Origin of the sequence: Herbaspirillum sp. CF444, from assembly GCF_000282135.1 — a bacterium.
Classification (GTDB): domain Bacteria; phylum Pseudomonadota; class Gammaproteobacteria; order Burkholderiales; family Burkholderiaceae_D; genus Herbaspirillum.
Genome location: NZ_AKJW01000118.1, coordinates 56,523 through 80,065, shown reverse-complemented (window position 1 = coordinate 80,065; position 23,543 = coordinate 56,523). Strand labels below are relative to the sequence as shown.

At 62.8% G+C, this 23,543-nt stretch carries 20 protein-coding genes and 1 riboswitch; of the genes, 15 read left to right on the top strand and 5 right to left on the bottom strand.

What is annotated here, in order from left to right; translation table 11 throughout:
• From PMI16_RS24535 to PMI16_RS24500, 8 genes are all read left to right on the top strand, one after another.
• The coding region (locus PMI16_RS24535; protein WP_007884618.1) for a Rieske 2Fe-2S domain-containing protein at positions 1-1,011 on the top strand (1,011 nt) is incomplete at its 5' end.
• Between the two features lie 87 nt (positions 1,012-1,098).
• Positions 1,099-2,277, top strand: coding sequence for an ABC transporter substrate-binding protein (locus PMI16_RS24530; protein WP_007884615.1), 1,179 nt, complete (start codon positions 1,099-1,101; stop codon positions 2,275-2,277).
• A gap of 9 nt (positions 2,278-2,286) precedes the next feature.
• The gene (locus PMI16_RS24525; RefSeq protein WP_007884613.1) at positions 2,287-3,201 is read left to right on the top strand and encodes a branched-chain amino acid ABC transporter permease; all 915 of its coding nucleotides are present in this window, start codon (positions 2,287-2,289) and stop codon (positions 3,199-3,201) included.
• Between the two features lie 8 nt (positions 3,202-3,209).
• Entirely contained in the window at positions 3,210-4,163 is a 954-nt protein-coding gene (locus PMI16_RS24520) for a branched-chain amino acid ABC transporter permease (RefSeq protein WP_007884611.1), read from the top strand.
• Positions 4,153-4,965, top strand: a complete 813-nt coding sequence (locus PMI16_RS24515) for an ABC transporter ATP-binding protein (RefSeq protein WP_007884609.1) — start codon at positions 4,153-4,155, stop codon at positions 4,963-4,965. Before PMI16_RS24520 ends, PMI16_RS24515 begins: the two co-directional genes overlap by 11 nt.
• On the top strand, positions 4,962-5,672 hold the full coding sequence (locus PMI16_RS24510) for an ABC transporter ATP-binding protein (RefSeq protein ID WP_007884608.1): 711 nt from the start codon (positions 4,962-4,964) through the stop codon (positions 5,670-5,672). The genes PMI16_RS24515 and PMI16_RS24510 overlap by 4 nt, the downstream gene beginning before the upstream one ends.
• A 21-nt stretch (positions 5,673-5,693) precedes the next feature.
• The gene (locus PMI16_RS24505) at positions 5,694-6,551 is read left to right on the top strand and encodes an alpha/beta hydrolase (RefSeq protein WP_007884606.1); all 858 of its coding nucleotides are present in this window, start codon (positions 5,694-5,696) and stop codon (positions 6,549-6,551) included.
• Positions 6,552-6,620: 69 nt separating this feature from the next.
• The gene (locus tag PMI16_RS24500) at positions 6,621-7,544 is read left to right on the top strand and encodes an alpha/beta hydrolase (protein WP_007884605.1); all 924 of its coding nucleotides are present in this window, start codon (positions 6,621-6,623) and stop codon (positions 7,542-7,544) included.
• Positions 7,545-7,669: 125 nt separating this feature from the next.
• On the opposite strand, the gene PMI16_RS24495 is transcribed toward PMI16_RS24500, so the two are convergent.
• The 4 genes from PMI16_RS24495 to PMI16_RS24480 are packed head-to-tail and all read right to left on the bottom strand — an operon-like array spanning position 7,670 to position 12,825.
• Complete coding sequence (locus PMI16_RS24495) at positions 7,670-8,467, bottom strand: ABC transporter ATP-binding protein (RefSeq protein WP_007884603.1); 798 nt, start codon at positions 8,465-8,467, stop codon at positions 7,670-7,672.
• A complete protein-coding gene (locus PMI16_RS24490; RefSeq protein ID WP_007884602.1) occupies positions 8,467-9,543 on the bottom strand; it encodes a FecCD family ABC transporter permease in 1,077 nt (358 codons plus the stop codon). The genes PMI16_RS24495 and PMI16_RS24490 overlap by 1 nt, the downstream gene beginning before the upstream one ends.
• Positions 9,540-10,610 (bottom strand): ABC transporter substrate-binding protein, encoded by a 1,071-nt coding sequence (locus PMI16_RS24485; RefSeq protein ID WP_007884601.1) that lies wholly within the window; start codon positions 10,608-10,610, stop codon positions 9,540-9,542. Before PMI16_RS24485 ends, PMI16_RS24490 begins: the two co-directional genes overlap by 4 nt.
• Before the next feature lie 49 nt (positions 10,611-10,659).
• Positions 10,660-12,825 (bottom strand): TonB-dependent receptor, encoded by a 2,166-nt coding sequence (locus PMI16_RS24480; protein WP_007884600.1) that lies wholly within the window; start codon positions 12,823-12,825, stop codon positions 10,660-10,662.
• A gap of 254 nt (positions 12,826-13,079) precedes the next feature.
• Positions 13,080-13,342: riboswitch (cobalamin riboswitch) on the bottom strand.
• A 120-nt stretch (positions 13,343-13,462) separates the two neighbouring features.
• On the opposite strand from PMI16_RS24480, the gene PMI16_RS24475 reads away from it, so the two are divergent.
• Positions 13,463-14,692 carry an ABC transporter substrate-binding protein gene (locus tag PMI16_RS24475; RefSeq protein ID WP_007884599.1) on the top strand — a complete coding sequence of 410 codons (1,230 nt, stop codon included), beginning with the start codon at positions 13,463-13,465 and terminating at the stop codon, positions 14,690-14,692.
• A gap of 15 nt (positions 14,693-14,707) precedes the next feature.
• On the opposite strand, the gene PMI16_RS26220 is transcribed toward PMI16_RS24475, so the two are convergent.
• Positions 14,708-14,959: a hypothetical protein gene (locus PMI16_RS26220; RefSeq protein ID WP_157212797.1), complete on the bottom strand. Its 252-nt coding sequence runs from the start codon at positions 14,957-14,959 to the stop codon at positions 14,708-14,710.
• A 13-nt stretch (positions 14,960-14,972) separates the two neighbouring features.
• On the opposite strand from PMI16_RS26220, the gene PMI16_RS24470 reads away from it, so the two are divergent.
• The 6 genes from PMI16_RS24470 (at position 14,973) to PMI16_RS24445 (ending at position 23,536) form a co-directional block, all read left to right on the top strand.
• A complete protein-coding gene (locus tag PMI16_RS24470; protein WP_007884598.1) occupies positions 14,973-16,697 on the top strand; it encodes a methyl-accepting chemotaxis protein in 1,725 nt (574 codons plus the stop codon).
• A gap of 286 nt (positions 16,698-16,983) precedes the next feature.
• Positions 16,984-18,759: a diguanylate cyclase domain-containing protein gene (locus PMI16_RS24465; protein WP_007884597.1), complete on the top strand. Its 1,776-nt coding sequence runs from the start codon at positions 16,984-16,986 to the stop codon at positions 18,757-18,759.
• Between the two features lie 93 nt (positions 18,760-18,852).
• Positions 18,853-19,812, top strand: coding sequence for a LysR family transcriptional regulator (locus tag PMI16_RS24460; protein WP_007884596.1), 960 nt, complete (start codon positions 18,853-18,855; stop codon positions 19,810-19,812).
• 100 nt (positions 19,813-19,912) lie between these two features.
• Positions 19,913-21,106 (top strand): CaiB/BaiF CoA transferase family protein, encoded by a 1,194-nt coding sequence (locus tag PMI16_RS24455; protein ID WP_007884595.1) that lies wholly within the window; start codon positions 19,913-19,915, stop codon positions 21,104-21,106.
• Positions 21,103-22,068: a hydroxymethylglutaryl-CoA lyase gene (locus tag PMI16_RS24450; protein WP_007884593.1), complete on the top strand. Its 966-nt coding sequence runs from the start codon at positions 21,103-21,105 to the stop codon at positions 22,066-22,068. The genes PMI16_RS24455 and PMI16_RS24450 overlap by 4 nt, the downstream gene beginning before the upstream one ends.
• 103 nt (positions 22,069-22,171) lie before the next feature.
• Entirely contained in the window at positions 22,172-23,536 is a 1,365-nt protein-coding gene (locus PMI16_RS24445; RefSeq protein WP_007884592.1) for an MFS transporter, read from the top strand.
• Positions 23,537-23,543 lie beyond the last annotated feature (7 nt).

Sequence of the window (23,543 nt, the reverse complement as noted above, 5' to 3'; positions counted from 1 at the left end):
CCCCCCCCCCCCCCCCCCCCCCAGCCGGTGGCGGTGTTTCGTCTCGGCGAGGAATTGTTCGCGCTGAAAGACCTGTGCACCCACGGCAACGCCAAGCTGTCCGACGGCTATGTCGAGGACGGCTGCGTCGAGTGCCCGCTGCACCAGGGGCTGTTCGACATCCGCAGCGGTGCGCCGCGTTGTGCGCCGGTGACCGAGGCGGTGCGCAGCTTTCCGGTGCGCGTCGTCGCCGGCCGCGTGGAAATCGGCATGGGTGCGGCGGCGCAGGAAGAGGCTGCTCCCGCAGTGCAAAAAATGCAGGCGACAATTCATGCCGTCACACGCGCTGCGCCGGATGTCGCGGTGCTGCAGCTGCGTTGCGACGGCGCGGCGCCGGCTTATCAGGCCGGTCAGTATATCGACGTGTTGCTGGCCGACGGCCAGCGCCGCAGCTATTCGATGGCGACGCATGCCGCCGGCAGTCCCGACATGCTGGAACTGCACGTACGCCATTTGCCGGGCGGTCTGTTCACTGACCGCGTCTTCGGCGGCTTGCAAGCAGGCGAAATGCTGGAGCTCGAAGGACCGGGCGGCAATTTCTATTTGCGCGATGGCGCGAGCCCTGTCATTCTACTGGCCAGTGGCACGGGATTTGCTCCGATCAAAGCGCTGGTCGAAGAGGCAATCGCAAAGAACAACAACCGGCCGATGCGTCTGTATTGGGGAGGGCGCAGACAGGCCGACCTGTACATGGATGCGCTGTGCCGCGACTGGGCGGCGCGCCTGCCATGGTTCGATTATGTGCCGGTGCTGTCGGACGCCGACAGTGCATCCGGTTGGACGGGGCGCACGGGTTTCGTTCATCAGGCAGTCATGCAAGACATCCCCGCCATGCAGCAATACCAGGTATACGCCTGCGGTGCGCCGGTCGTCGTCGAATCCGCACGGCGCGATTTCACCGGCAGTTGCGGTCTGCCGGAAACGGATTTCTTTGCAGACGCATTCTTGTCGAAGGCCGACAGCCGGAACTGAGACGATGCCTGACGTTGGTCGAGCGCATCTGCAAGACAGGTTTCTTGTTTCACCATGTATCTTTCATCCACTATGGGGAGTTTTGGCATGAATCGAATAACAACGATGGCAGGCGCAATCTTGCTGGCGATGGCGGCAGGGGCAAGCGTCGGCGCGCAGGCGGCGGATGTCGTCAAGATCGGCTTTCTGACCACCTTGAGCGGCCCGGCCAGCGCACCCGGCATCGACGAACGCGACGGCTTCACGCTGGCGCTGAAAACCCTGGGCGGCAAGCTCGGCGGCGTGCGCGCCGAAGTCATCACCGTCGACGACCAGTTCAGTCCCGACGCCGCCAAGCAAGGCGCCGACCGTTTGCTCAAGCGTGAGAAGGTCGACATCCTGACCGGCTTCGTCTATTCGAACATTCTGCTGGCCGTCGCGCCGGCGGCGTTCGCCAGCAAGACCGTGGTGATCAGCGCCAACGCCGGCCCTGCCCAGTTCGCCGGCGCCGGTTGCTCGCCGTATTTCTTCAGCGCCAGTTACCAGAATGACGCCACCCACGAAGCCGCCGGCAAGCTGATCGCCGACAAGGGCTACAAGCGCGTCGCCGTCATCGCGCCGAATTATCCTGCCGGCAAAGATGCGTCGGCCGGGTTCAAGCGCTTCCTGAAAAAAGAGCCTGCAATCGAGTTGTTTCCCAAACTCGGCCAGCTGGATTTCGCCACCGAAATCGCCCAACTGCGCGCGGCCAATATCGACGCCGTCTATTTCTTCCTGCCGGGAGGCATGGGCGTGAATTTCGTCAAGCAATACGCAGCGGCGGGCATGGATCCCAAGATCGTGCGCGTGATGCCGGCCTACGATGCCGACCAGCAGATGCTGTCCAACGGCGACCTGCTTGCGGGTGTCGCCAATACCGGTCAATGGTCGGCCGATTTGCCGAACGAACAGAACCGCGCATTCGTCACGGCCTTCGTCAAGGAATACGGCCATCAGCCGTCGATGTACTCTTCGCAGGCCTATGACGCCGCCATGCTGATCGACAGCGCCGTCAAGGCCGTCGGCGGCAAGGTGGAAAACCGCGAAGCATTGATCGCCGCCATCAAGGCGGCCAATTTCAAGTCGGTGCGCGGCGGCTTCAAATTCGCAGCCAATCACTACCCGATCCAGAATCAGTATGCCCGCGTGATCACCAAAGCCGCCGACGGCAAGTACGTCAACAACATGACGCAGACGCTGATGACCGATCACGTCGACGCCTATGTCGGCGAATGCAAGCTGCAATAAGGGACGATCTTGGCCAATCTGATTTTTGAGCAAGTGCTCAACAGCCTGCAGTTCGGCGTCATGCTGTTCCTGATCGCTTCGGGATTGACGCTGATCTTCGGCGTGATGAACTTCGTCAATCTGGCGCACGGCAGCTTCTTCATGATCGGCGCCTATCTGGCGGCGTACATCGCCGGCGCCACCGGTTCGTTCTGGCTCGGGCTGCTGGGCGCGTTGCCGCTGACGGCGGCGCTCGGCTTCCTGCTGGAGTGGCTGGTGTTCCGCCGACTCTACAAGAAGGACCACATGGTGCACGTGCTGGCGACGTTCGCCTTCATCCTGATCTTCAACGACGGCGTGCGCATGATCTGGGGGCCGCAGCCATTGCCGCTGAACATGCCGGCGGCGTTTGCCGGTCCGGTGATGCTGTTCGGCCTGCCGTACTCCAGCTACCGCCTGCTGGTGATGGCGGTGGGCATCGCGGTTGCGATCGGCCTGTATCTCCTGATCAACCGCACCCGGCTCGGCATGTGGGTGCGCGCCGGTTCCAACAATCTGGAAATGGTCACGGCGATGGGCATCAACATCCGTCTGCTGTTTCGCCTGGTGTTCAGTTTCGGCCTGGTGCTGGCGGCGCTGGCGGGCATCATGCTCGGCCCGCTGGTGGCGGTGCAGGCCGGCATGGGCGACGACGTGCTGATCCTCGCATTCGTGGTGGTGGTCATCGGCGGCATCGGATCGGTGCCGGGCGCGGCGGTCGGCGCCCTGATCGTCGGCGTGGTCGACACGCTCGGCCGCGGTTTGCTGCCGCAGTTTTTTGCACTCTTCCTCAGCGCCGACGCCGCCGCATCGGTCGGCCCGGCGCTGGGCTCGATGATGATTTACCTGGTAATGATCGCGGTGCTGTTCTGGCGTCCCAGCGGTTTGTTCCCTGCTCGTTCCTGAGGATGTCCATGCAACGTTTGCTTTTGCTGTTTTTTATCGTGCTGGCGGTATTGTTGCCGGTGCTGGCGCAGGCTGCCGGGATGGAGTACTACATCGGCGTGCTGACGCGCATCCTGATATTCGCGATTGTCGTTTCCAGCCTCAACTTCATCCTCGGCTACGGCGGCATGGTCAGTTTCGGCCATGCGGTGTTCTTCGGTCTGGGCGCCTACGCGACGGCGATCGCCAGCTTCCACGGCGTGACCAGCGCCTGGGTCATCTGGCTGCTTGCGGCATTGGTATCCGCGTTGGCGGGACTGGCCATCGGCGCCATCGCACTGCGCACGCGCGCCGTGTATTTCATCATGATCACGATGGCGCTGGCGCAGCTGTTCTATTACTTCTTCGTCGGCTTTCGCTACTACGGCGGCGACGACGGCATCCAGATCAACGGTCGGCCGGTGATCGGGCTCGGTCTCGACATCAGCGGCGACAATGGCTTTTACTGGCTGGTGCTGGCCTGGCTGCTGGCGGTGCATGTGTTGCTGGCGCGTTTGCTGAAGTCGCGCTTCGGCCTGGCGCTCAACGCCATGCGTGAGAACGAGCGGCGCGCGCAGGCCATCGGTTACCCGACCTTGCGTTACAAGCTGGCGGCATTCGTCATCGCCGCCGTGATCGCCGGTATCGCCGGCAGCCTGATCGGCATGAGCAATCTGTTCGCCAGCCCCAAGCTGCTGCATTGGTCGCAGTCCGGCATCCTGCTGGTGATGGTGGCGCTGGGCGGCGTCGGCTATTTCTACGGCGGCATACTCGGCGCGGCGGTGTTCCTGCTGCTGGAAGAAATCCTGTCCACGCATTTCGAATACTGGCAAATCTATGTCGGGCTGATCCTGCTGCTGGTGGTGATGGTGGCGCCGCGCGGCGTCAGCTCGCTGATGAGCATCGGCAAGACCTTGAAGCAGGGAGAGCAACATGGCGCATGATGCGTTGTCGATTTCATCGGCCCTGTCCGTAAAGGGATTGAAGAAGAGTTACGGCGGCCTTGCCGCCACGCGCGATGTCGACCTGGATATCGCGCCAGGCCACGTCCATGCCATCATCGGTCCCAATGGCGCCGGCAAGACGACCTTGCTGTCGCTGCTGTCGGGCGCGCTGGCGGCGGATGCGGGAGAAGTCTTTCTGTTCGGCGAAACCATGCATGGTCGCGCAGAGCAGTCGCGCGTGAGCGCAGGGCTGGCGCGTTCATTCCAGATCACCAGCGTCTTCGACGAGCTGACCGTGCTGGAAAACCTGCAAGTCGCGGTGCAGCGCCGGCAGCATGTCAGCTATGGATTCTTCCATGGCAGCGCGCAGGACAAAGAGGCCAGGGAAGCCGCGCTGTCGGTGGCGCGTCGCGTCGGCCTGGAAAAATTCGCCCATCAGTTGTCATCGCAGTTGTCGCACGGCGCGCGTCGCCGTCTCGACGTGGGTCTTGCCATCGCCTGCAAGCCGCGGGTGCTGCTGATGGATGAACCGATGGCAGGCATGGGGCATGAAGAATCCGGTGAGATGATCGCCCTGATCCAATCCCTGAAACAGGAACTCACCGTGGTGCTGGTCGAACATGACATGGACGCGGTGTTTGCGCTGGCCGACCGCATCACGGTGCTGGTACAGGGGGCGGTGCTGGCCACCGGCAGCGTCGACGAGATCCGCAACAATGCTGAAGTCAAGCTGGCCTACCTCGGCGAGGAGGAAGAGGACGGGGAAGAGGACGGAGAAGAAATGCGAGAGGAAACACAATGAGCACATTGCTGGAAGTGTCCGGACTGACCGGCGGCTACGGCTCCAGCCAGGTGCTGTTCGGTATCGACATGCGCGTCAACGAAGGCCAGGTCGTCACGCTGCTCGGTCGCAACGGCATGGGCAAGACCACGACCCTGCGCACGATTCTCGGACTGAACCGACCCACCGGCGGCGAGGTATCGTTTCGCGGCCAGCCCATCCATGCGCACAGCGCCGACAACATCGCGCGGCGCGGCATCGCCATCGTCCCGGAAGGGCGGCAGATCTTCAAGAACCTCAGCGTTGAAGAAAACCTGTCCGCCTTCGCCGCGCACCGCAACGGCCGCGACAATCCGTGGACGCTGGAAAAAATCTACCAACAATTCCCGCGCCTGAAAGAGCGCCGCACCAACGGCGGCGCGCAACTGTCCGGCGGCGAACAGCAGATGCTGGCCATCGGTCGTGCGCTGATGACCAATCCGCATCTGCTGATCCTCGACGAAGCCACGGAAGGCCTGGCGCCGCTGGTGCGCGAAGAGATCTGGTCCTGCCTGAAAGCGCTGCGCGAGTACGGCCTGACCATCATCGTCATCGACAAATACATCAAGCGCCTGATCGGTTTTGCCGACCGGCACACGATCCTGGAAAAAGGCAAAGTCGTCTGGCAAGGCAATTCCACCGAACTGTCGGCGCAGCCGGACTTGTGGGATCGCTATCTGAGCGTATAGAGAAAGAGCAAGGACAAGTTCATGAATCAAGCAACAGCCAAAGTAGAAACCAGCGCCGTACGCGTGTTTTGCGCCGAGCAGGATTGCGAAGCCGGCTATAACCTCAAGGCCGCCTTCCCGGATTTTCCGCACGTCTTGCAAGGCTGGCAAAACGCCACGGCGACGCTACGCGAAGCCATGCTCAGCGAGAGCGACATCGCCTACGGCGCGCAGCTCTTGCAAAAGTTCGATTTCTATCGTGCGGCCGGCAGCAACCGTCCTCTGCTGATATTCATCCACGGCGGCTACTGGCAAGGCGGCGACAAGAGCGACATCGGCTTCATCGCCGCGCCGTATGTACGCGCCGGCATCAGCGTTGCCGTCATGAATTATTCGCTGGCGCCGCAGGCGGGCATCGAGCAGATGGTGGAAGAGGTGCATGCCATGCTGGAACAGATCAACATCATGGCGGCCCGGCTCGACATTGACGCCAGTCGCATTTCGTTGATGGGGCATTCCGCCGGTGGTCATCTCGCCGCCTGTGTTGCCGCGCAACGCAAGGATGATCCGGTGCAAGCGGTGTTCGCCGTCAGCGGTTTGTTCGATCTGGCGCCGCTGGTTCCGACCTCGTTGAACAAGGCGCTGACCTTGAATCTGCAACGCGCCGAGAACCTGAGCCCGGTATTGATGGCAGGACCGTCGAGCACGCGTGTGCACACCATCATCGGCGAGCATGAGACGCTGCAGTTTCACATCCAGGCGGCGGTCATTGCCAACTGCTGGCAGCAGGTCGTCGCACATCATGTCGTGCCGGAGACGCATCACTACACGGTGCTATGGCCGCTGGCTGACGCAGATAGTCCGGTGTGCCAGGCGGTGATCGGTGAAATCCTGCGCTAAGATCGGATCGACAACAGGCGCCGTTCTCCGGCGCCATTTTTTTTACCTGCTGCATCCTTCGGAGTTTTCATGGACCGCCGCCGTTTTTCCCTCGCTCTCGCGGGATTGCTGGGCACTCCAGCTGTCGCATTCGCTGCGGGCAATCCCTTCCTCGCTTATACCCAGGATGAACTCGACAAAGCCTACGATCAGCGCAACTGGGCGCCGAATTCCGCCGAGGTGATCGGGCGCTATGGCAGCGACAGCATGGCGGTGCGCAAGAAGTATCCTCCGCGTACCGAACGCTATGGCAGCAGCGAAGCCGAGTCGCTGGACATTTTTGCGCCTGCGGGTGTAAAAAATTTACCGGTCATGGTGTTCGTGCACGGCGGCGCGTGGCGCGCGCTCGGCAAGGACGATTCCTCCGCACCGGCGCCGACCTTCGTCGAGAACGGTTGTTTGTATGTCGCACTCAACTTCGCCAATATTCCGACGGTGCGCTTGCCCGACATGGCGATGCAATGCAGGAACGCCATGCTGTGGCTGCACGCCAACATCGCCCGGTTCGGCGGCGACCCGCAGCGCATCTTCGTGTCCGGCCATTCCTCCGGCGGTCATCTGAGCGCCGTGTTGCTGACGACCGACTGGAGCAGTTTCGGCGCTCCTGCCGATCTCATCAAGGGCGGGGTGACGATGAGCGGCATGTACGAGTTGTATCCGGTGCTGCTGTCGGCGCGCAGCAGTTATGTCAAGGTGTCTGCAGGCGAAGCGGCAGCGTTGAGTCCGCTTCGTCATCTCGACAAGATCATGTGTCCGGTGATGGTCGTCAACGGCGACAAGGAGAGCCCGGAATTCCAGCGACAGGCGAGCGAGTTTGCCACCGTCCTCGCGGGAATGGGGAAGTTGCGCGGACGTTTTGTCCTTTCCGGAAAGAATCACTTCGAAGTACCGGAAGCGTTGAATGATGCGGGCAACGTTCTTTCAAAGGCCGTTCTGGAAATGATGAAGACCTGACGGTTTTTCGGATCAATTCATGGGTTCACGCCGTGACATCGATCTCGTCGGCGTGCGTGGTGCCGGCCGAATAAGCCGGCTGGTCGAAGGCGATGCGTGGTTTGCTGGAAGAATTCATGATGCGCTCATTGTCCGGACGATGCACGCAGGGGAATCACGTAGGGAATATCGCCATCGCTGCCGACCCGTGCGCTGACGCCATAGACGGCTTCGATATGTCGCGGCGTCAGTACCTCGCGCCAATGTCCCTGCGCGACCACGCGGCCTTCCCTGAGCATCACGAGGCGATCGGCGAAGCGGGCTGCCAGTCCCAGATCGTGGATGGCGATCAGCACGCCGCTGCGCTGGGGGTCGGCGATGTTGTCGGCGCTGTTGTTGGCGACCTCGCGCGCGGCCGTCATGGCTTCAAGCTGATGATGCAGGTCGAGATCGCTGGTCGGTTCGTCCAGCAGCAACAGACGTCCTTGCTGCACCAGTGCGCGCGCCAGCAGGACGCGCTGGCGTTCGCCGCCGCTGAGTTCGTCGTAGGAGCGCAAGGACAGCGTTTGCAGGTTCAGGCGTTCGATCGCGTCGAGCACGATGCGGCGATCCCGTTCGCTGCTGTTCCAAGTGCGATGGGGCGCGCGACCGAGTGCGATCATGTCGGCCACGCGCAGCGACATGGACGAGCCGGTGTGTTGCGGCACATAGGCGACGGCGCGCGCCAGATCGCGGCGCGACATGCCTTGCAGGTTGGTGCCGTCGAGCGTCATGCTCGCGTGCTGCGACGACAGGATGCGATTGACGCACTTGAGCAGCGTGCTCTTGCCGGCGCCGTTGGGGCCGACCAGGCAGACGATTTCGCCGGCGCCGACCTGCAGGTCGACGTCGTCGAGGACGAGGCGATTGCCGTGGCGGTAATGGAGTCCGGAGATGTTCAGCATCACAGTGCGGCCTTGTGCCGGCTCGACAGCAACAGATGCAAGAACAGCGGCACGCCGACATACGCCACCACGATGCCGACCGGGATGATCACCGGCGCAAACAGCAGGCGGCCCGCCATGTCCGACAACAGCACCAGCAGTGCGCCGACGACGGCGGAGAAGGGCAGCAGCCAGCGATGGTCGCCGCCGATCAGCAGGCGCGCGATGTGCGGCGCCACCAGTCCGACGAAGCCGATCACGCCGGTGAAGCTGACCACGGCAGCGGTGATCATGACCGCGACGATGGTGACGATGGCGCGCACGCGGCCGACCGCGAAGCCGAGCGAGGCGGCGATGTCGTCGCCGCCGGCGGCAAACGCATTCAGCGCCCACGCATGCCATTGCAGCAAGGGCGCGCCGAGCAACAGCACGCCGCCGGCGATGGCGACTTCATTCCAGGTGCTGCCGTTGAGCGAGCCGAAGGTCCATTGCACGATGGCCGAGAGTTGCTGTTCGGTGGCGACGAATTGCACGCTCGCCGTCAAGGCGCTGAACAGATAAGTCAGGCCGACGCCGCCCAGCACCAGCATCGTGGCGCTGACGCCGCGCAAGGCGGAAAAGGCAAGCACCAGGGTCGCGCACAATACGGCGCTGGCAAACGCTGCGGCAACCGTAAGATAGGGACCGCTCCAAGCGTTTGTCGCGCCCGAGAGTATCGCCAGCGATGCGCCGAAAGCGGCGGCGGGGGAAATGCCGACGGTGTAGGGACTCACCAGCGGATTGCGCGTGATGCCTTGCATGGCGACGCCGGCCAGCGCCAGCCCGGCGCCGGCGATGACCGCCATGACGATGCGCGGCAGGCGCAGCTGTTGCAGCAAGCCGATCTGCCACGCCGGAATATCCGCCAGCCAGGCCGACGGCAGCACGGGTGCAAACAGGCCGCGCAGGCTGGTCGCGAGACTGAGTTTTTGCACGCCGAGCGCACCCGATACGGTCATCGCCGCGATCAGCAACAATACGCCGGCCAGCAGCGCCAGGCGGTTGCGCCAGCGCTGGCGTCGCAGCGCATGCAGCAGGACGTGTCGGGAGGGCTTCACTTGCGCAATTCCGCCAGCGAAGCGGTGTAACCGCCCGGCGCCGGCACCTGCTGGAAGTCTTCCAGCCAGGTGCGCATCACCTGGTCGGGGTCGACGTCCCTGAAGCGATCCGGATAGAGCCACTTGGCGATCTGCAGCGCGCCGATGATCTTGGAACAGCCGCCCGCCAGGTAATAGCTGATGTGATACACCTGTCCGTTGCGCACCGCCGGCAAGCGGTCGAAGCCGGGCCGCGCGGCGACGGCTTCCAGCACCTGCGACGAGAAGGCGCGGCTGTGCGGCTCGTATTGTCCCGGCTCCAGCTTCACGATGACGTTGGGCCGACGCGCGATGATTTCCTCCGGATCGACGCTGAAGCCTTGCACGCTGCCGCGCGCCGACGATTGGTTCAGGATGCGCACGTCGCCGAACACGTTGACGCCGCCGCCGATCTCCACCATGTCGTGCCAGCCTGAGCCTTTGAGCAGGGTTTTGTAGGCGCCGACTTCTTCGATGTAGACGCGCTTGCGCTGCGCCATCGGCAAGTTCTGCAGGCGTTGCGCCAGCAGGTCGCGATAGCGGCGGTAGAAGGCGTTGAGTCTGGCTGCGCGTTGCGGCTGCTTGAACAGCTTGCCGAACAGCGTGACGTTTTCTTCGTGCTTGAGCACGTCCCAGGCGGTAACCACTACCACCGGGATGCCGAAGCGGCCGAGTACCGTGGCCGCTTTTTGCCAGTCGCTGTTGCGCGGGAAGAAGACCGCGTCCGGTTGCATCGCGACGATGGCTTCGTAATTGGGGCTGGTCTGGCCCTGGCCTGCCAGCATGGACGGCGTCACCGTCGGCCAGTAGCTGTGGCTGCGCGCCGAGTCGATGTCGACGCCGACCACCGGCTGCATGCCGGCGACGGCGCGCACGAATTCCGTGGTGTAGCGGTTGAAGACGACGACGCGTTTCAACGGCGTCTTCAGCGTCAGCTCGCGGCCGACGTCGTCGTGGAAAGTAAGGCTGTGGCGATCCGTCTGTGCATGGACCAGCGTCGCCCATGCCGGCAGGATCAATAAAAAGAATAACCGAGCTAACAACAGCAAAGGCCGCAGCCCTTGCAGTTGTTGTCCGTGCCTCAGCTGATCGGCGCGCTCAGAATGCATAGTTCATGGTCATGGTGTAAGTGCGCGGCGCGCCCAGGATCCACTGCGTCGCCGTTCCGGCGTAGGTCGATGCGGCGTAGACCTTGTCGGCGATGTTGTCGATGCGGAAGTCGAACTTCAGCTTCGGCGACACCTTCCAGGCCAGGCCGGCGTCGAGCACGGTGTAAGCCGGCAGGCGCGACTGGTCGGTGTTGTCCGAATAGCGGTCGCTGACGTAGTGGGCGCCGGTGCGGGCTTCCCATTGCGGCGTGACGTTCCACAGCACGAACAGGTTGCCGGTGCGCTTCGGGACGAACTGCGGACGATAACCGGCGAGCGAGGTCGCCTTGCCGTTGACCGTGGCGACGAAGTTGTCGAAGCGCGCCTGCAGCACCGAGGCGTTGGCTTCCACGCGCCAGTCGTCGTTGAGCTTGAAGGTCAGCGAACCTTCCAGGCCGCGCGAGGATTGCTGGCCGACCGTATCGGAGATCGACACGTTGTTGATGCTCGGCGCCAGCAGGTTGTTCTTGATGATGCGATACGCCGCCAGCGTCCATTCCACGCGGCCGTTCCACAAGGCTTGCTTGACGCCCACTTCGGCCTGCTTGCCCTTGGAAACGCCGTACTGCATTTGCGACGCGCTGATGCTCGCCAGCGACGTGACCGGGTCGGAGGCGACCGCGTATTGCGCATACAGCGAGGTGTCGTCGACCGGCGTGAAGACCACGCCGGTATTCCACGACACCGCGTTCTGGTTGCCGTTGGCGCTGGTCAGCGTGATGAAATCGTCGCGCCTGGTCTGGTAGTTGTCGCCGCGCAGGCCGCCGGTGACGGCCCATTGTTTGCTCAACTGGTAGCGGTCTTGCAGGAACAGGCCGGCCTGGTCGACGGTCACGCGATACAGGGCGCGGATCGCCGGCGAGTTGCCTTGCGCGAAAACGCCCGGGTTGAAATTGAGCGCATTGACCGTGCTCGACCCGGCGAAATTGCCCGAGGTGTTGGTGTTGTCGTTGCGGTCGTACAGCGAGCGGTTGAAGTCGAAGCCGACCACCAGCTGGTTCTTGTTGCCGAACAGTTCGCTGTCGATGGTGGCATAGCCGTGGTCGCCGTATTGCGTTTGTGCGCCGACGATGTCGCGGTAGTTGGAGCGCGTCACATTACCCGTGGTCGGGTTGTAGGTATAAGTGTAGGTTTCCTTGTAGCGACGGTCATGCTTGATCAGATAGATGTCGTTGTTGAGCACGACCTTGTCGCTGAGTTCGTAGCGCGCGCGCAGGTAGGTGCGGTTTTCGGTGAAGCGCACCTGGGCGTCGTCGACGTTGTAGTTCTTGAAGCGCGTGCCGGGCACGATGGCGCCGTTGACGATGGGCGTGCCTTCGTAGCTGCCCGGATGGATATCGGCATAATCATTCGCCAGCGTCAGGGTCAGGTCGCGCGTGGCTTTCCACAGCAGCGAGCCGGATACCGTCAGGCTGTCGCTGCGGCCGCGTTCCATCCAGCCGTCGGAATTGATGTGGCTGACGTCAAGGCGATACGCCAGCGTGTCGCTGAGCGGGCCGGTGCTGTCGAAGGCCTTGCGGTAGGTGCCGAAGGAGCCGGCCGAAAATTGCACTTCATTGGATTGCTGTTTCAGGTCGGGCCGCTTGGGCACGACGTTGACCGCGCCGCCGACGAAGCCGGTGCCGTACAGCACCGATGCCGGACCGTTGAGGAATTCCACGCGTTCCACGTTCCACGGATCGACCGGGAAGGTCACCACGCCGCCGGCGTTGTACAGCTGCAAGCCGTCGTACAGCTGGGAAATCGAATTGGGACCGTAGAAGCCGCGCGCCGACAGCGAGTTGTTGCCGTTGCCCGAGAACGGCACCGAGGTGATGCCGGGCGCGCGCGTTTCGGCGTCGAGCAGGGTTTGATAGCCGCGCTCGCGGATGGTGTCGCCCATGATGACGGCGACGCTGGCCGGTGTTTCCAGCGGCGTCAGGTTGAGACGGCCGCCGGCGGTCGATGGCGTTTTCAGCGAGCTGCTGTTGTCGGGCGCCGAGACGGTGATCTCGGGCAGGGAGGCCTGGTCGGTGGTCTGGGCTGCGGCGGAGGCAGCGCCGAGCGCGCCGGTGATTGCAATGGCGCAGGACGAGCGACGCAGTTTGCCTGCGCGCAGCGGTGGCGAGTGTTTCATGTGAATTCCCTTTGATGACCGTCGAGTCTGATTGTGACGATCTGTTTTTGTACGGCGCGCATCCCCGCGCGTCGTGATCAAAGGAAGCTGGCAAACAGTGTGAGAGTGAAAAGCGAAGCGGTGCGCGACGGACATCGGACGTGACGGGCGCGACGAACCGGCAGCCTTGGGCAAGAGCCGAAGGGCGCGGTGCGGCGGATTCAGATTCGGTGTGCGTGTGCAGCGTTTCGCAGTTCACGGCACACCCCGGCCGCTCGCTTCCATCCGTTCTGGCCGGTATCCGGGCTAACAGGACCGATCGCCTCGCCTTCCCATGCCTGAAATCTGAAGCGGCACAGTGGACTATTGAGACAACCTGCCATGCAGCAACATCCTGCACGGCGCCTGTTTTACCGTTGCGGGGACAGCACACGTTTGTCGCTGCAGTCATCGGATAGTTACCTGACCGGAGCGCGTGTTTCCCGTTTAACTGCAATCAAGGAATCTGATTGCGAGCACCAAAACCCCGCCATGATACTTGCGCGGATGCGATCTCGCAATCTTGGCGTCGGTGTTGTGTCGGATTGCCGCCAATTCGCGCTTTCTGTGCGTTGTGCCGCCGCTCGCTATACTTGTCGTCTTTACAGGGAAGGACATCATGATTTCGCGCAATCGCTTCAACCATTCATGGCAGTTCACCATCGCTGCGGCGAGCCTTGCTTTCGGCGCCGGCAGCTTTTCCATCAACGCCTCGGCGCAAGCTACCATCAAGATCGGCGAGATCAACAGCTACAAGGCGCAGCCGGCCTTCCTTGAGCCGTACCGCCAGGGCTGGGAAATGGCGCTGGAAGAAATCAACGCCGGCGGCGGCGTGCTTGGAAAGAAACTGGAAGTGATTTCGCGCGACGACAACGGCAATCCGGGCGACTCGGTGCGCGTGGCCGAAGAGCTTGTCAAGCGCGAGCAGGTGTCGCTGCTGTTCGGCGGCTTTCTCTCCAACACCGGTCTCGCGTTGACCGACTACGCCAAACAGCGCAAGATATTTTTCCTCGCGGCCGAGCCGCTGACCGACAAGATCGTCTGGCACAACGGCAACAAATATACCTATCGGCTGCGCCCATCGACTTACATGCTGGTGGCGTCGCTGGTGAAGGACGCGGCCAAGCTCAAGAAGAAGCGCTGGGCCATCGTCTATCCAAATTATGAATACGGACAATCCGCCGTCGCCAGCTTCAAGACGCTGATGAAAGCGGCGCAGCCGGACATCGAATTCGTCGCCGAGCAAGCCACGCCGCTGGGCAAGATCGACGCCGGCGCGGTGACCCAGGCGCTGGCCGACGCCAAGCCGGACGCGATCTTCAACGTACTGTTTGCCGCCGACCTCGGCAAGTTCGTGCGGGACGGCAATACGCGCGGTTTGTTCGAGGGACGCGAAGTCGTTTCGCTGCTGTCCGGCGAGCCGGAATATCTCGATCCGCTGCGCGCCGAAGCGCCGAGCAACTGGCTCGTCACCGGCTATCCCTGGTACGCCATCAACACGCCTGAACACAAGAAATTCGTCGACGCCTATCGCAAGAAATACAACGACACCCCGCGCAACGGATCGCTGGTCGGCTACAGCGCGCTGATGTCGATTGCGGCGGGTCTGAAGAAAGCGGGCAGCGCCGATTCCGACAAGCTGGCGGCGGCGTTCTCGGGCCTGAAGGTGGAGACGCCGGTGGCGACCATCGTCTATCGCGCCCAGGATCACCAGTCCACGTTGGGCGCCTTCGTCGGCCGCACCGGCGTCAAGGACGGCAAGGGCATCATGAGCAGTTTCGTGTACGTCGACGGCGCCGGTTTGCAGCCGTCGGATGCGGAAGTGAAGAAGCTGCGCGCAGCAGACTGATGGATGGCGCGCCGGTCACGTCATGACCGGCGTTTTTTTGCCAATCTGCGGTTTTCTGCTGCCGCGGCCTTCCAGGCATTTTTCCGGAAAAGCGCTACAAGCCGCGCCCGGCCGCTGTACCGGTAAAAAGCTATTGGATTGATGAAGACTATCAATTTTCCCTAGAGATTGATTTTCCCTAAGATTGCTCCATGTCCATTTTCTTGCTTTCACGCAAACGGACAGCAGACAAAAACATCGCCCCGGCCATCGGCAGGCGTCAATCATCAGGGAGCTTCACATGAACAATTCATCTCGGCCTGCCAAAGGATCCGCCATCAGCGTCGCGGCCCGCCTCGGCATCAGTTTCGCCATCGTGCTGGCCATGATGCTGGCGCTGACCATCCTCAGCATCATGAAGGTCAACTCGATCGAAGGCAGCCTCACTACCATCAGCGACGACAACAACGTCAAGCAGCGTTACGCCATCAACTTCCGCGGCAGCGTGCATGACCGCGCCATCGCCTTGCGCGACCTGACGCTGGTGGGCGACGCCGAGGTCAGGGACGTCATCGGCCTGATCGGCAAACTGGACAACGACTACCAGCAATCGGCCCGGCCGCTGGACGCCATCTTCGCCGGCGAGCAGGGCAAGAAGGTGCGCGCCGAAGAACGCGCCGACCTCGCCGCGATCAAGGACATCGAAGCGCGCGCCATGCCGTTGGTGCAAAAGATCATCGCCGCGCGCACCGCCGGCGACATCGACGGCGCCCGCCGGATCATGCTGCAGCAGGGCAAGCCGGCCTTCACCGCATGGCTGGCGTCGATCAACAAATTCATCGATCTGCAAGAACAGATGACGCAGGACGAATCGGCCCGGGCACGCAATCTGGCGCATGGCTTTCAGGCGCTGATGCTGACTTTCCTCGCGGTGGCGATGGTGGCCGGCGTGGTGCTGGCCACCTTGATCACGCGCTATATCCGCCGCGCGCTCGGCGCCGAACCGGATGAGGTCAAGGAACTGGCCTTCGCGGTCGATCGCGGCGAGCTCTACCACGCGCTCGACGCCGTCGACGTCAACAAGGACGGCGCCGCCCGCAACAGCATCATGGCGGCCTTGTCCGAAATGAGCAGCAACCTGCGCAATACCGTCAGCGAAGTGCGCGACGCCGCCGCCGGCGTGACCGAAATCAGCAGCCAGATCGCCGAAGGCAACCGCGACCTCGCCGCGCGTACCGAAGACCAGGCCGCTTCGCTGGAAGAAACCGCGTCGGCGATGGAACAACTGACCTCGACCGTGAAGCAGAACGACGACAATGCCCGCCAGGCCAACCAGCTGGCGCGCAACGCTTCCGACATCGCCATGCAGGGCGGCGCCATCGTCGGCCAGGTGGTGCAGACCATGGATTCGATCAACACCTCGTCGCGCCGCATCGTCGACATCATCGGCGTGATCGACGGCATCGCCTTCCAGACCAATATCCTGGCCTTGAATGCCGCGGTGGAAGCGGCGCGCGCCGGCGAGCAGGGCCGCGGTTTCGCGGTGGTGGCGACGGAGGTGCGCAGCCTGGCGCAACGCAGTTCGGCCGCGGCGAAAGAGATCAAGCAACTGATCGACGACTCGGTGGAAAAAGTCGACACCGGCGCCAGACTGGTCGAGCAAGCCGGCGACACCATGGAACAGATCGTTTCCAGCGTGAAGCGCGTGACCGACGTGGTCGGTGAAATCTCGGCCGCCAGTCACGAGCAAAGCATCGGCATCGAAGAGGTGCATCGCGCGATTGCCCTGATGGATCAGGTCACGCAGCAGAACGCCGCCCTGGTGGAGCAAGCCAGCGCTGCCGTCGGCACCTTGCAGGACCAGGCCGCCAGCCTCAACCACGCCGTCGGCGTATTCAGCCTGGAAGCGCCGGGTGCGCAAGTTGTTTCACCGGTGAACGCCGGCAACATCGTGCCGCTGCGCCCGGTCGGCGCCAGGGTCGTGAATCCCGCTCCGCAACTCAGCCACCAGCGCAAGCGCGCCTGATCGCTCCCATGCCGGATCGGCATGGATAGTCATCTCCTCACCCCGTCCGCTTCTGCAGCATGGAGGCCGGCGGGGTGTTTTCTTGCGTGCCGAAAATTTCATTGCGGAATTACTTCATTTTGCGTCTCATTCTGCCGATAATACTCAGACGGATCGCCGTCTCGCAAAGAGTGACATCAGGTAACATCAAGCAGTATCAAGCAGTATCAAGCAGTATCAAGCAGTATCAAGCAGCATCAGGGAACATCAGGCAACAACAAACAGAAATACAAAGAGGGGACGTTCCATGATTCATATACTGCGCTCGTCATCTTCGCTGGCGAAGGTGCTGATTCTGCCGTTTGTTGTCCTCATCCTCGTGTTGTCGCTGCTGGTCGGACTGCTGTCGTATTTTGCCGGACGGCATGCCATTGTGTCGGTGGCCGAGCAAATGCTCGACCAGACCGCCGATCGCGTCGCGCTTACCGTACAGCGGCATATCGACGGCGCCACCTCCGTGCTCGAATCGGCATTCCCGCGCGGCCTGCCTGCGGGTCCCGACATCAATGTCGACCTCGACGCCATCCGCGCGCGCTTCTGGAGCGCCACGTCCATGCATCCGGATCTCAACAACTACGTCTTCTACGGCAATCGCAGCGGCGACTTCGTCGGTTTGTTCCGCTATGGCGTCGACGACGCCGAACTGCGCGTCAAGCGCGCCGCGGTGGATTATCGCAGCGCCTATCGCTTCGACAGCATCAACGGCCAGCTCAGCATGCCCAAGAACGACGAGACCAAGTTCGATCCGCGCCTGCGGCCGTGGTACGCCGCGGGCCAGAACAGCGACCGCGATGCCTGGAGCGAGATTTACATCAATTACTGGGACAAGGATCTGGTCGCTACGCGCGCGCGGCGCGTGTTGGCGGCGAACGGCCAGTTCGAGGGCGTGATCGCCACCGACGTCTCGCTCAAGGCGCTCAATGACTTCATCCACGACCTGCATGTCAGCCCGCGCGGCATTGCCTTCATCATGGAATCGAACGGCAACCTGATCGCCTCTTCCGACGGCGAGAACATCTTCACCGACCAGCAGGGACAGCTCGGGCGCCTGCGTGCCGAAGCCAGCAAAAATTCCACCATCCGCAACGCCTATGCGACCTTGCAGACGCATCTGGCCCAGGAAGAGAATCTCGGCGGCACCGACAATACCTTTACCTTCCAGGGGGCCGACGGCGAAGTGATTTATGCCGCCTATTCGTGGGTGCGCGACAACGCCGGCCTGTCGTGGGTGACGGTGGTCGCGGTGCCGCGCGGCGACTTCCTCGACACGTTGGACAAGAATGCGCGCTGGACCGTGGTGATCGCCGTGTTTGCGGTGGCCATCGCGCTGTTGCTGGGACTGAGCGTGGTGCATTGGGTGGTGCGCGACGTGCGCCGCCTGTCGCGCGCCGCCGCGCGCATCGGCAAAGGCCAGATGAATGTGGCGCTGAAGATCGAACGGCGCGACGAAATCGGCCAGCTCGCCCAAAGTTTCATGGAAATGCAGAGCGAACTCAGCACCGACAAGCTTACCGGCGTCACCAGCCGCGCCGCCTTGCTGCGCTATCTCGACGCCGCCGTGCACAAACGCGGCCGTCGCGCCGCCGAACTGTTCGAGCATTTCACCGTGATGTTCATCGATCTCAACCGCTTCAAGGCCATCAACGACAAGCTCGGTCATGAATACGGCGACCTCACGCTGATCGAAGTCGGCCAGCGCCTGCGCACCATCATGCGCGAAGACGACGTGGTGGCGCGCTTCGGCGGCGACGAGTTCGTGCTGGTGTTCTGGGGCATTGCCGAGACCGATTTCGCCGACAAGGTCAGGAAGAAGATCGAGGACGCCCTCGCGCCGCCGCTGCTGTGCCTGGAGGAGGTCGAGGGCGCCGACGGCATGACGGTCGGCGCGTCCATCGGCGTGTCCTTCTATCCGCAAGACGGCAAGGACGCCGAGACGCTGATCAAGCTGGCCGATCACGGCATGTACGAAGACAAGGCAGCCGGGCGCAAGAACGAAAAGGACGGCGGTCGCGGTCATCGTTGATGCGTCTTTGGCGGCGCCCTGCGTGCACGCCACGACAAGTAGTGGCACACTGAGCGCCATTCGCTTGTCCGCAGCCTCGGAAACAACTCAACGATGATGGTCAATAATCTCTTGCGCCGGCTCGATCTCACCACCTTGCGTTTGTTTGTCTCGGTGCAGGAAGAAGGCACGCTCACGCGCGCCGCGGCGCGCGAGTCCATCGCCGTGTCCGCCGCCAGCAAACGCTTGGTGGAGCTGGAGCAGGCCATCGGCGTGGCGCTGTTCGTGCGGCATGCGCGCGGCATGGTGCTGACGCCGGCAGGCGAGACCTTGTTCACCCACGCGCGTCGCGTGCTGCTCAGTGTCGAAACCATCGGCCTCGAACTGGCCGAACATGCGCAAGGCGTGCGCGGCTATGTGCGCATGGTGGCGAACCTGTCGGCCATCGTCGAATTCCTGCCCGAAGACCTGATGGCCTTCACGCAATTGCACGAGCAGGTCAAGCTCGACCTGGAAGAGCGTCCCAGCGGCAGCGTCGTCAAAGGCGTGCAGGACAGCTGGGCCGATCTCGGCATCTGTTCCGGCGACACCGAAACCCATGATCTGCACACCACGCTGTACCGGCGCGACCGCCTGGTGCTGGTGATGCGCGACAATCACGCACTGGCCGGACGCAAGAGCGCGAGCTTCGCCGACACGCTCGACTACGATCACGTCGGCCTGCACGCCGACAGCTCCATCAACGCGCGCACGCATCTGGCGGCGCGCTCCAGCGGCAAGTCGCTGAAGATGCGCATCCACGTGCCGGGCTTCGATGCGGTGTGCCGCATGGCGCAGGCGGGCATGGGCCTCGGCGTGATTCCTTCCGGCGTATACGAAGCCATCGGCCGCTCGCTCGGCCTCACCGCAATCCCGCTCAGCGACGACTGGGCCAGCCGCGAGCTGAAGATCGTCGTGCGCGATCCCAGGGGTTTGTCGCCGGTGTCGCAGGCCTTGTACGATTATCTCTGCGGTGCGGAAGAGCGCGCTGCCGGCAACATCGGCGTCAAACCGAAAACAAGAAAAGCAAAATAACGGCGAGCGTTCGTGTTTGGCGAACGCTGCTTGCCAACTTACGGTTGGACGCGAATGGTGCTCTCTTTCTATCCTGTAAAAAAGGTAGAAGGAGACAGTGATGAGTGGACCACTCAAAGGAATACGCGTCATCGAAATCGGCACGCTCATCGCGGCGCCGTTTGCCGCGCGCGTGATGGCCGAGTTTGGCGCCGACGTCATCAAGATCGAGGCCCCGGTCAACGGGGACCCGATCCGAAAATGGCGCAAGCTGCACGAGGGCACCTCGCTGTGGTGGTATCTGCAATCGCGCAACAAGAAATCGCTGTCGGTCAATCTGAAGGCGCCGCAAGGCATCGCGCTCATCAGGCAACTGGTGGCCGATGCCGACGTGCTGATCGAGAACATGAAGCCGGGCGCGCTGGAAAGCCTGGGCCTGGGCTGGGATGAACTCCGCGCGCTCAATCCCAGGCTGACGCTGGTGCGCATCTCCGGCTACGGCCAGACCGGCCCGTACAAGGACCGTCCCGGTTTCGGCGCCATCGGCGAAGCCATGGGCGGCATCCGCTATACCACCGGCGAACCCGATGGTGTTCCTGCGCGCGCCGGCATCAGCCTGGGCGACTCGCTGGCTTCGCTGCACGCGGTGATCGGCGCGCTGATGTCGCTGCTGCGCGTGAAGACCGGGCAAGGTCTCGGCCAGGTGGTCGACGTTTCGCTGGTCGAGAGCGTGTTCAACCTGATGGAAAGCCTGGTGCCGGAATACGACCTGCTCGGCCACGTGCGCGAACGCAGCGGCGGCACCTTGCCCGGCATCGCGCCGTCGAATACCTACCCGACGCGCGACGCCGGCTATGTCGTCATCGCCGGCAACAGCAACCCGATTTTCAAACGCCTGATGCACGCCATCGGTCGCGTCGACCTCGCCGACGATCCGGCCTTCGAACACAACGACGGCCGCGTGCGGCAAGTCGCCCTGCTCGACGCCGCCATCGCCGGCTGGACTTCGCTGCACGGCATGGAACATGTGCTCGCCGTGTTGGAGCAGGCCGGTGTGCCGTCCGGTCGCATCTATTCCGTCGCCGACATCGTCGCCGATCCGCACTATCAGGCACGCGACATGATCCTGTCGGCGCAACTGCCGGGCGGCGTCAAGGTCAAGATGCCCGGCATCGTGCCCAAATTGTCCGACACTCCCGGCGAAATCCACTGGCAAGGCCCGGCGCTCGGCGCGCATACCGTCGAAGTGTTGTCGGAACTCGGGCTCGGTGCAGAAGAAATTCGTCGCTTGCAGGAAGAAGGAGTGGTGCAATGAGCGCTCTTCTGAATAAGGTTTCCGATCGTCTGATCGTGCAGGAAGTATCGCCGCGCGACGGCCTGCAGATCGAACCGGGCTGGGTCCCGACCGAAGACAAGATTGCGCTGATCGACGGTCTGTCGCAAGCCGGATTTTCGCGCATCGAAGCCGGTTCCTTCGTCTCGCCGAAGGCGATTCCGGCGCTGCGCGACGGCGATGACGTATTTCGCCGCATTGCGCGCAAGGACGGCGTGATCTACGTCGCATTGATTCCCAACGTCAAAGGTGCAGAACGCGCGCTGCTGGCCGGCGCCGATGAACTCAACATGGTCATGTCCGCCAGCCAGACGCACAACCGTGCCAACATGCGCATGAACTGCGAAGCATCGCTGGCCGGTTTCGCCGATATCGTGAGCTTGGCCGGCGGCATGGATAACGTATCGCTCAACGCCACCATCGCCACAGCTTTCGGTTGTCCCTTCGAAGGCAAGATCGACGAGGACCGCGTCATGCGCATCGTCGACGACTACCTGCAACTCGGGGCTCATGCAATCGGCGGCATCACGCTGGCCGACACCACCGGCATGGCCAATCCGCGCCAGGTGGCACGCATCGTCGGACGCGTCCTGCAACGCCTGCCGGCGGCGGCGCTGACGCTGCATTTTCACAATACGCGCGGACTTGGACTGGTCAACGTGATGGCGGCGTATGAGGCCGGCGCGCGCCGTTTCGATGCGGCGCTCGGCGGCCTCGGCGGCTGTCCGTTTGCACCAGGCGCCTCGGGCAACATCTGCACCGAAGACCTGGTCAACCTGTGCGAGGAAACCGGCATCGAGACCGGCATCGATCTGCCGCTGCTGATCGCCATGTCGCGCAAACTGCCGGCGCTGCTGGGGCATGAGGTGCCGGGCCAGCTTGCCAAGGCCGGACGCAATGGCGATCTGCATCCGATTCCGGCTGCGTTGCAGGCCGCTGCCTGAAAAATGTTTGCAGCAACACAGTAAAAGAACAAGAGCACATCGCCTTTAACCAAGGGCGCATCGATAGTCTCAACAGAGCAATCGGACGCCAACAGGAGACAACATGAACACCCATACCGCCGCGGGACAGGCCCAGCAAGAACTCGTCACGCTTCAGGCAGACAGCAATCCCGACGCTATTGCAGACCTTGCCGCCATCGTGCGCAAAGCCGCCTGGCGCATCATGCCGCTGATCATGATCTGCTATTTATTCGCCTTCTTCGATCGCATCAACATCAGCTTCGCCAAGTTCCAGCTGCAAGGTGACCTCGGGCTGAGCGACACCGCCTACGGTCTCGGCGCCAGTTTGTTCGTGGTCGGCTACGTGCTGTTCGAAGTGCCGAGCAACATGTTCCTCTACAAGGTTGGCGCGCGTCGCTGGATCGCCCGCATCATGATTTCCTGGGGGCTGGCGACGGCGGCCATGGTGTTCGTCGGCAGCGAGTGGCAGTTCTATGGATTGCGCTTTATGATCGGCGCGATGGAAGCCGGGTTTGCACCAGGCGTGCTGTACTACCTGACGTTGTGGTTCCCGTCGTCGTATCGCGGACGCATCACCTCGATGCTGTTCCTGGCGTCGGCCTTCGCCGGACTGATCGGCGCACCGGTGTCGGGCATGATCCTCGGCCACATGGAAGGTGCGTTCGGCATCCGCGGCTGGCACTGGCTATTCATGTTGGGCGGCTTGCCGTGCATCGGCCTTGGCCTGGTCGTGCTGTGGCAGCTCAAGGACAAGATTGAAGACGCCGACTGGCTCAGCCGGCGCGAACAGCAGGTCCTCGCCGCCAACGTCACGCGTCCGACTTCGCATGAACGCGGTCACTCGCTGCTCGGCGCGATCAGGACGCCGGGCTTCCTGATGCTGGGGCTGGTGTACTTCCTGATCCAGGTCGGATCCTACGGTCTCAACTTCTGGGCGCCGCATCTGATCCGCACCGCCGGCACACAGAACCCGACCGTCATCGGTCTGCTGACCGCCGTGCCTTATCTCTGCGGCGCCGCCGCGATGATCATCGTCGGCCGTCTGTCCGATGCCCGCGGCGAGCGTCGCCGCTTCGTGATCGGTTTGCTGATGCTGGCGACCATCGGTTTCTTTGCCGCCGGCGTGTTCGAAAAACAAACCGTCTTGCTGATCGTCGCACTGGGCATCATGGGCGCCGGCGTGGTTGCCGCCATCCCTGCCTTCTGGGCGCTGCCGCCCAAGCTGCTGACCGGCGCCGGTGCCGCCGCAGGCATCGCGCTCATCAATACGCTCGGCCAGCTAGGCGGCATCGTCAGCCCGGTGATGGTCGGCCGCATCAAGGATCTGACCGGCAGCACGACGCCGGCCTTGTATGCGATCGGTGGCATGACTTTGCTGTGCGCCTTGCTGTTGACGTATGCAATGCCGGCGGCCTTGCGCGAGAAGGAACAAGCATTTAGCCGGTAAAAAAACT

What these genes read in the sequence shown, in the direction of transcription:
- PMI16_RS24530 (WP_007884615.1), top strand. Translation starts at nt 1,099, where the DNA reads ATGAATCGAATAACAACGATGGCAGGCGCAATCTTGCTGGCGATGGCG.
- PMI16_RS24520 (WP_007884611.1), top strand. Translation starts at nt 3,210, where the DNA reads ATGCAACGTTTGCTTTTGCTGTTTTTTATCGTGCTGGCGGTATTGTTG.
- PMI16_RS24515 (WP_007884609.1), top strand. Translation starts at nt 4,153, where the DNA reads ATGGCGCATGATGCGTTGTCGATTTCATCGGCCCTGTCCGTAAAGGGA.
- PMI16_RS24510 (WP_007884608.1), top strand. Translation starts at nt 4,962, where the DNA reads ATGAGCACATTGCTGGAAGTGTCCGGACTGACCGGCGGCTACGGCTCC.
- PMI16_RS24505 (WP_007884606.1), top strand. Translation starts at nt 5,694, where the DNA reads ATGAATCAAGCAACAGCCAAAGTAGAAACCAGCGCCGTACGCGTGTTT.
- PMI16_RS24500 (WP_007884605.1), top strand. Translation starts at nt 6,621, where the DNA reads ATGGACCGCCGCCGTTTTTCCCTCGCTCTCGCGGGATTGCTGGGCACT.
- PMI16_RS24495 (WP_007884603.1), bottom strand. Translation starts at nt 8,467, where the DNA reads ATGCTGAACATCTCCGGACTCCATTACCGCCACGGCAATCGCCTCGTC.
- PMI16_RS24480 (WP_007884600.1), bottom strand. Translation starts at nt 12,825, where the DNA reads ATGAAACACTCGCCACCGCTGCGCGCAGGCAAACTGCGTCGCTCGTCC.
- PMI16_RS24475 (WP_007884599.1), top strand. Translation starts at nt 13,463, where the DNA reads ATGATTTCGCGCAATCGCTTCAACCATTCATGGCAGTTCACCATCGCT.
- PMI16_RS26220 (WP_157212797.1), bottom strand. Translation starts at nt 14,959, where the DNA reads ATGATTGACGCCTGCCGATGGCCGGGGCGATGTTTTTGTCTGCTGTCC.
- PMI16_RS24470 (WP_007884598.1), top strand. Translation starts at nt 14,973, where the DNA reads ATGAACAATTCATCTCGGCCTGCCAAAGGATCCGCCATCAGCGTCGCG.
- PMI16_RS24465 (WP_007884597.1), top strand. Translation starts at nt 16,984, where the DNA reads ATGATTCATATACTGCGCTCGTCATCTTCGCTGGCGAAGGTGCTGATT.
- PMI16_RS24460 (WP_007884596.1), top strand. Translation starts at nt 18,853, where the DNA reads ATGATGGTCAATAATCTCTTGCGCCGGCTCGATCTCACCACCTTGCGT.
- PMI16_RS24455 (WP_007884595.1), top strand. Translation starts at nt 19,913, where the DNA reads ATGAGTGGACCACTCAAAGGAATACGCGTCATCGAAATCGGCACGCTC.
- PMI16_RS24450 (WP_007884593.1), top strand. Translation starts at nt 21,103, where the DNA reads ATGAGCGCTCTTCTGAATAAGGTTTCCGATCGTCTGATCGTGCAGGAA.
- PMI16_RS24445 (WP_007884592.1), top strand. Translation starts at nt 22,172, where the DNA reads ATGAACACCCATACCGCCGCGGGACAGGCCCAGCAAGAACTCGTCACG.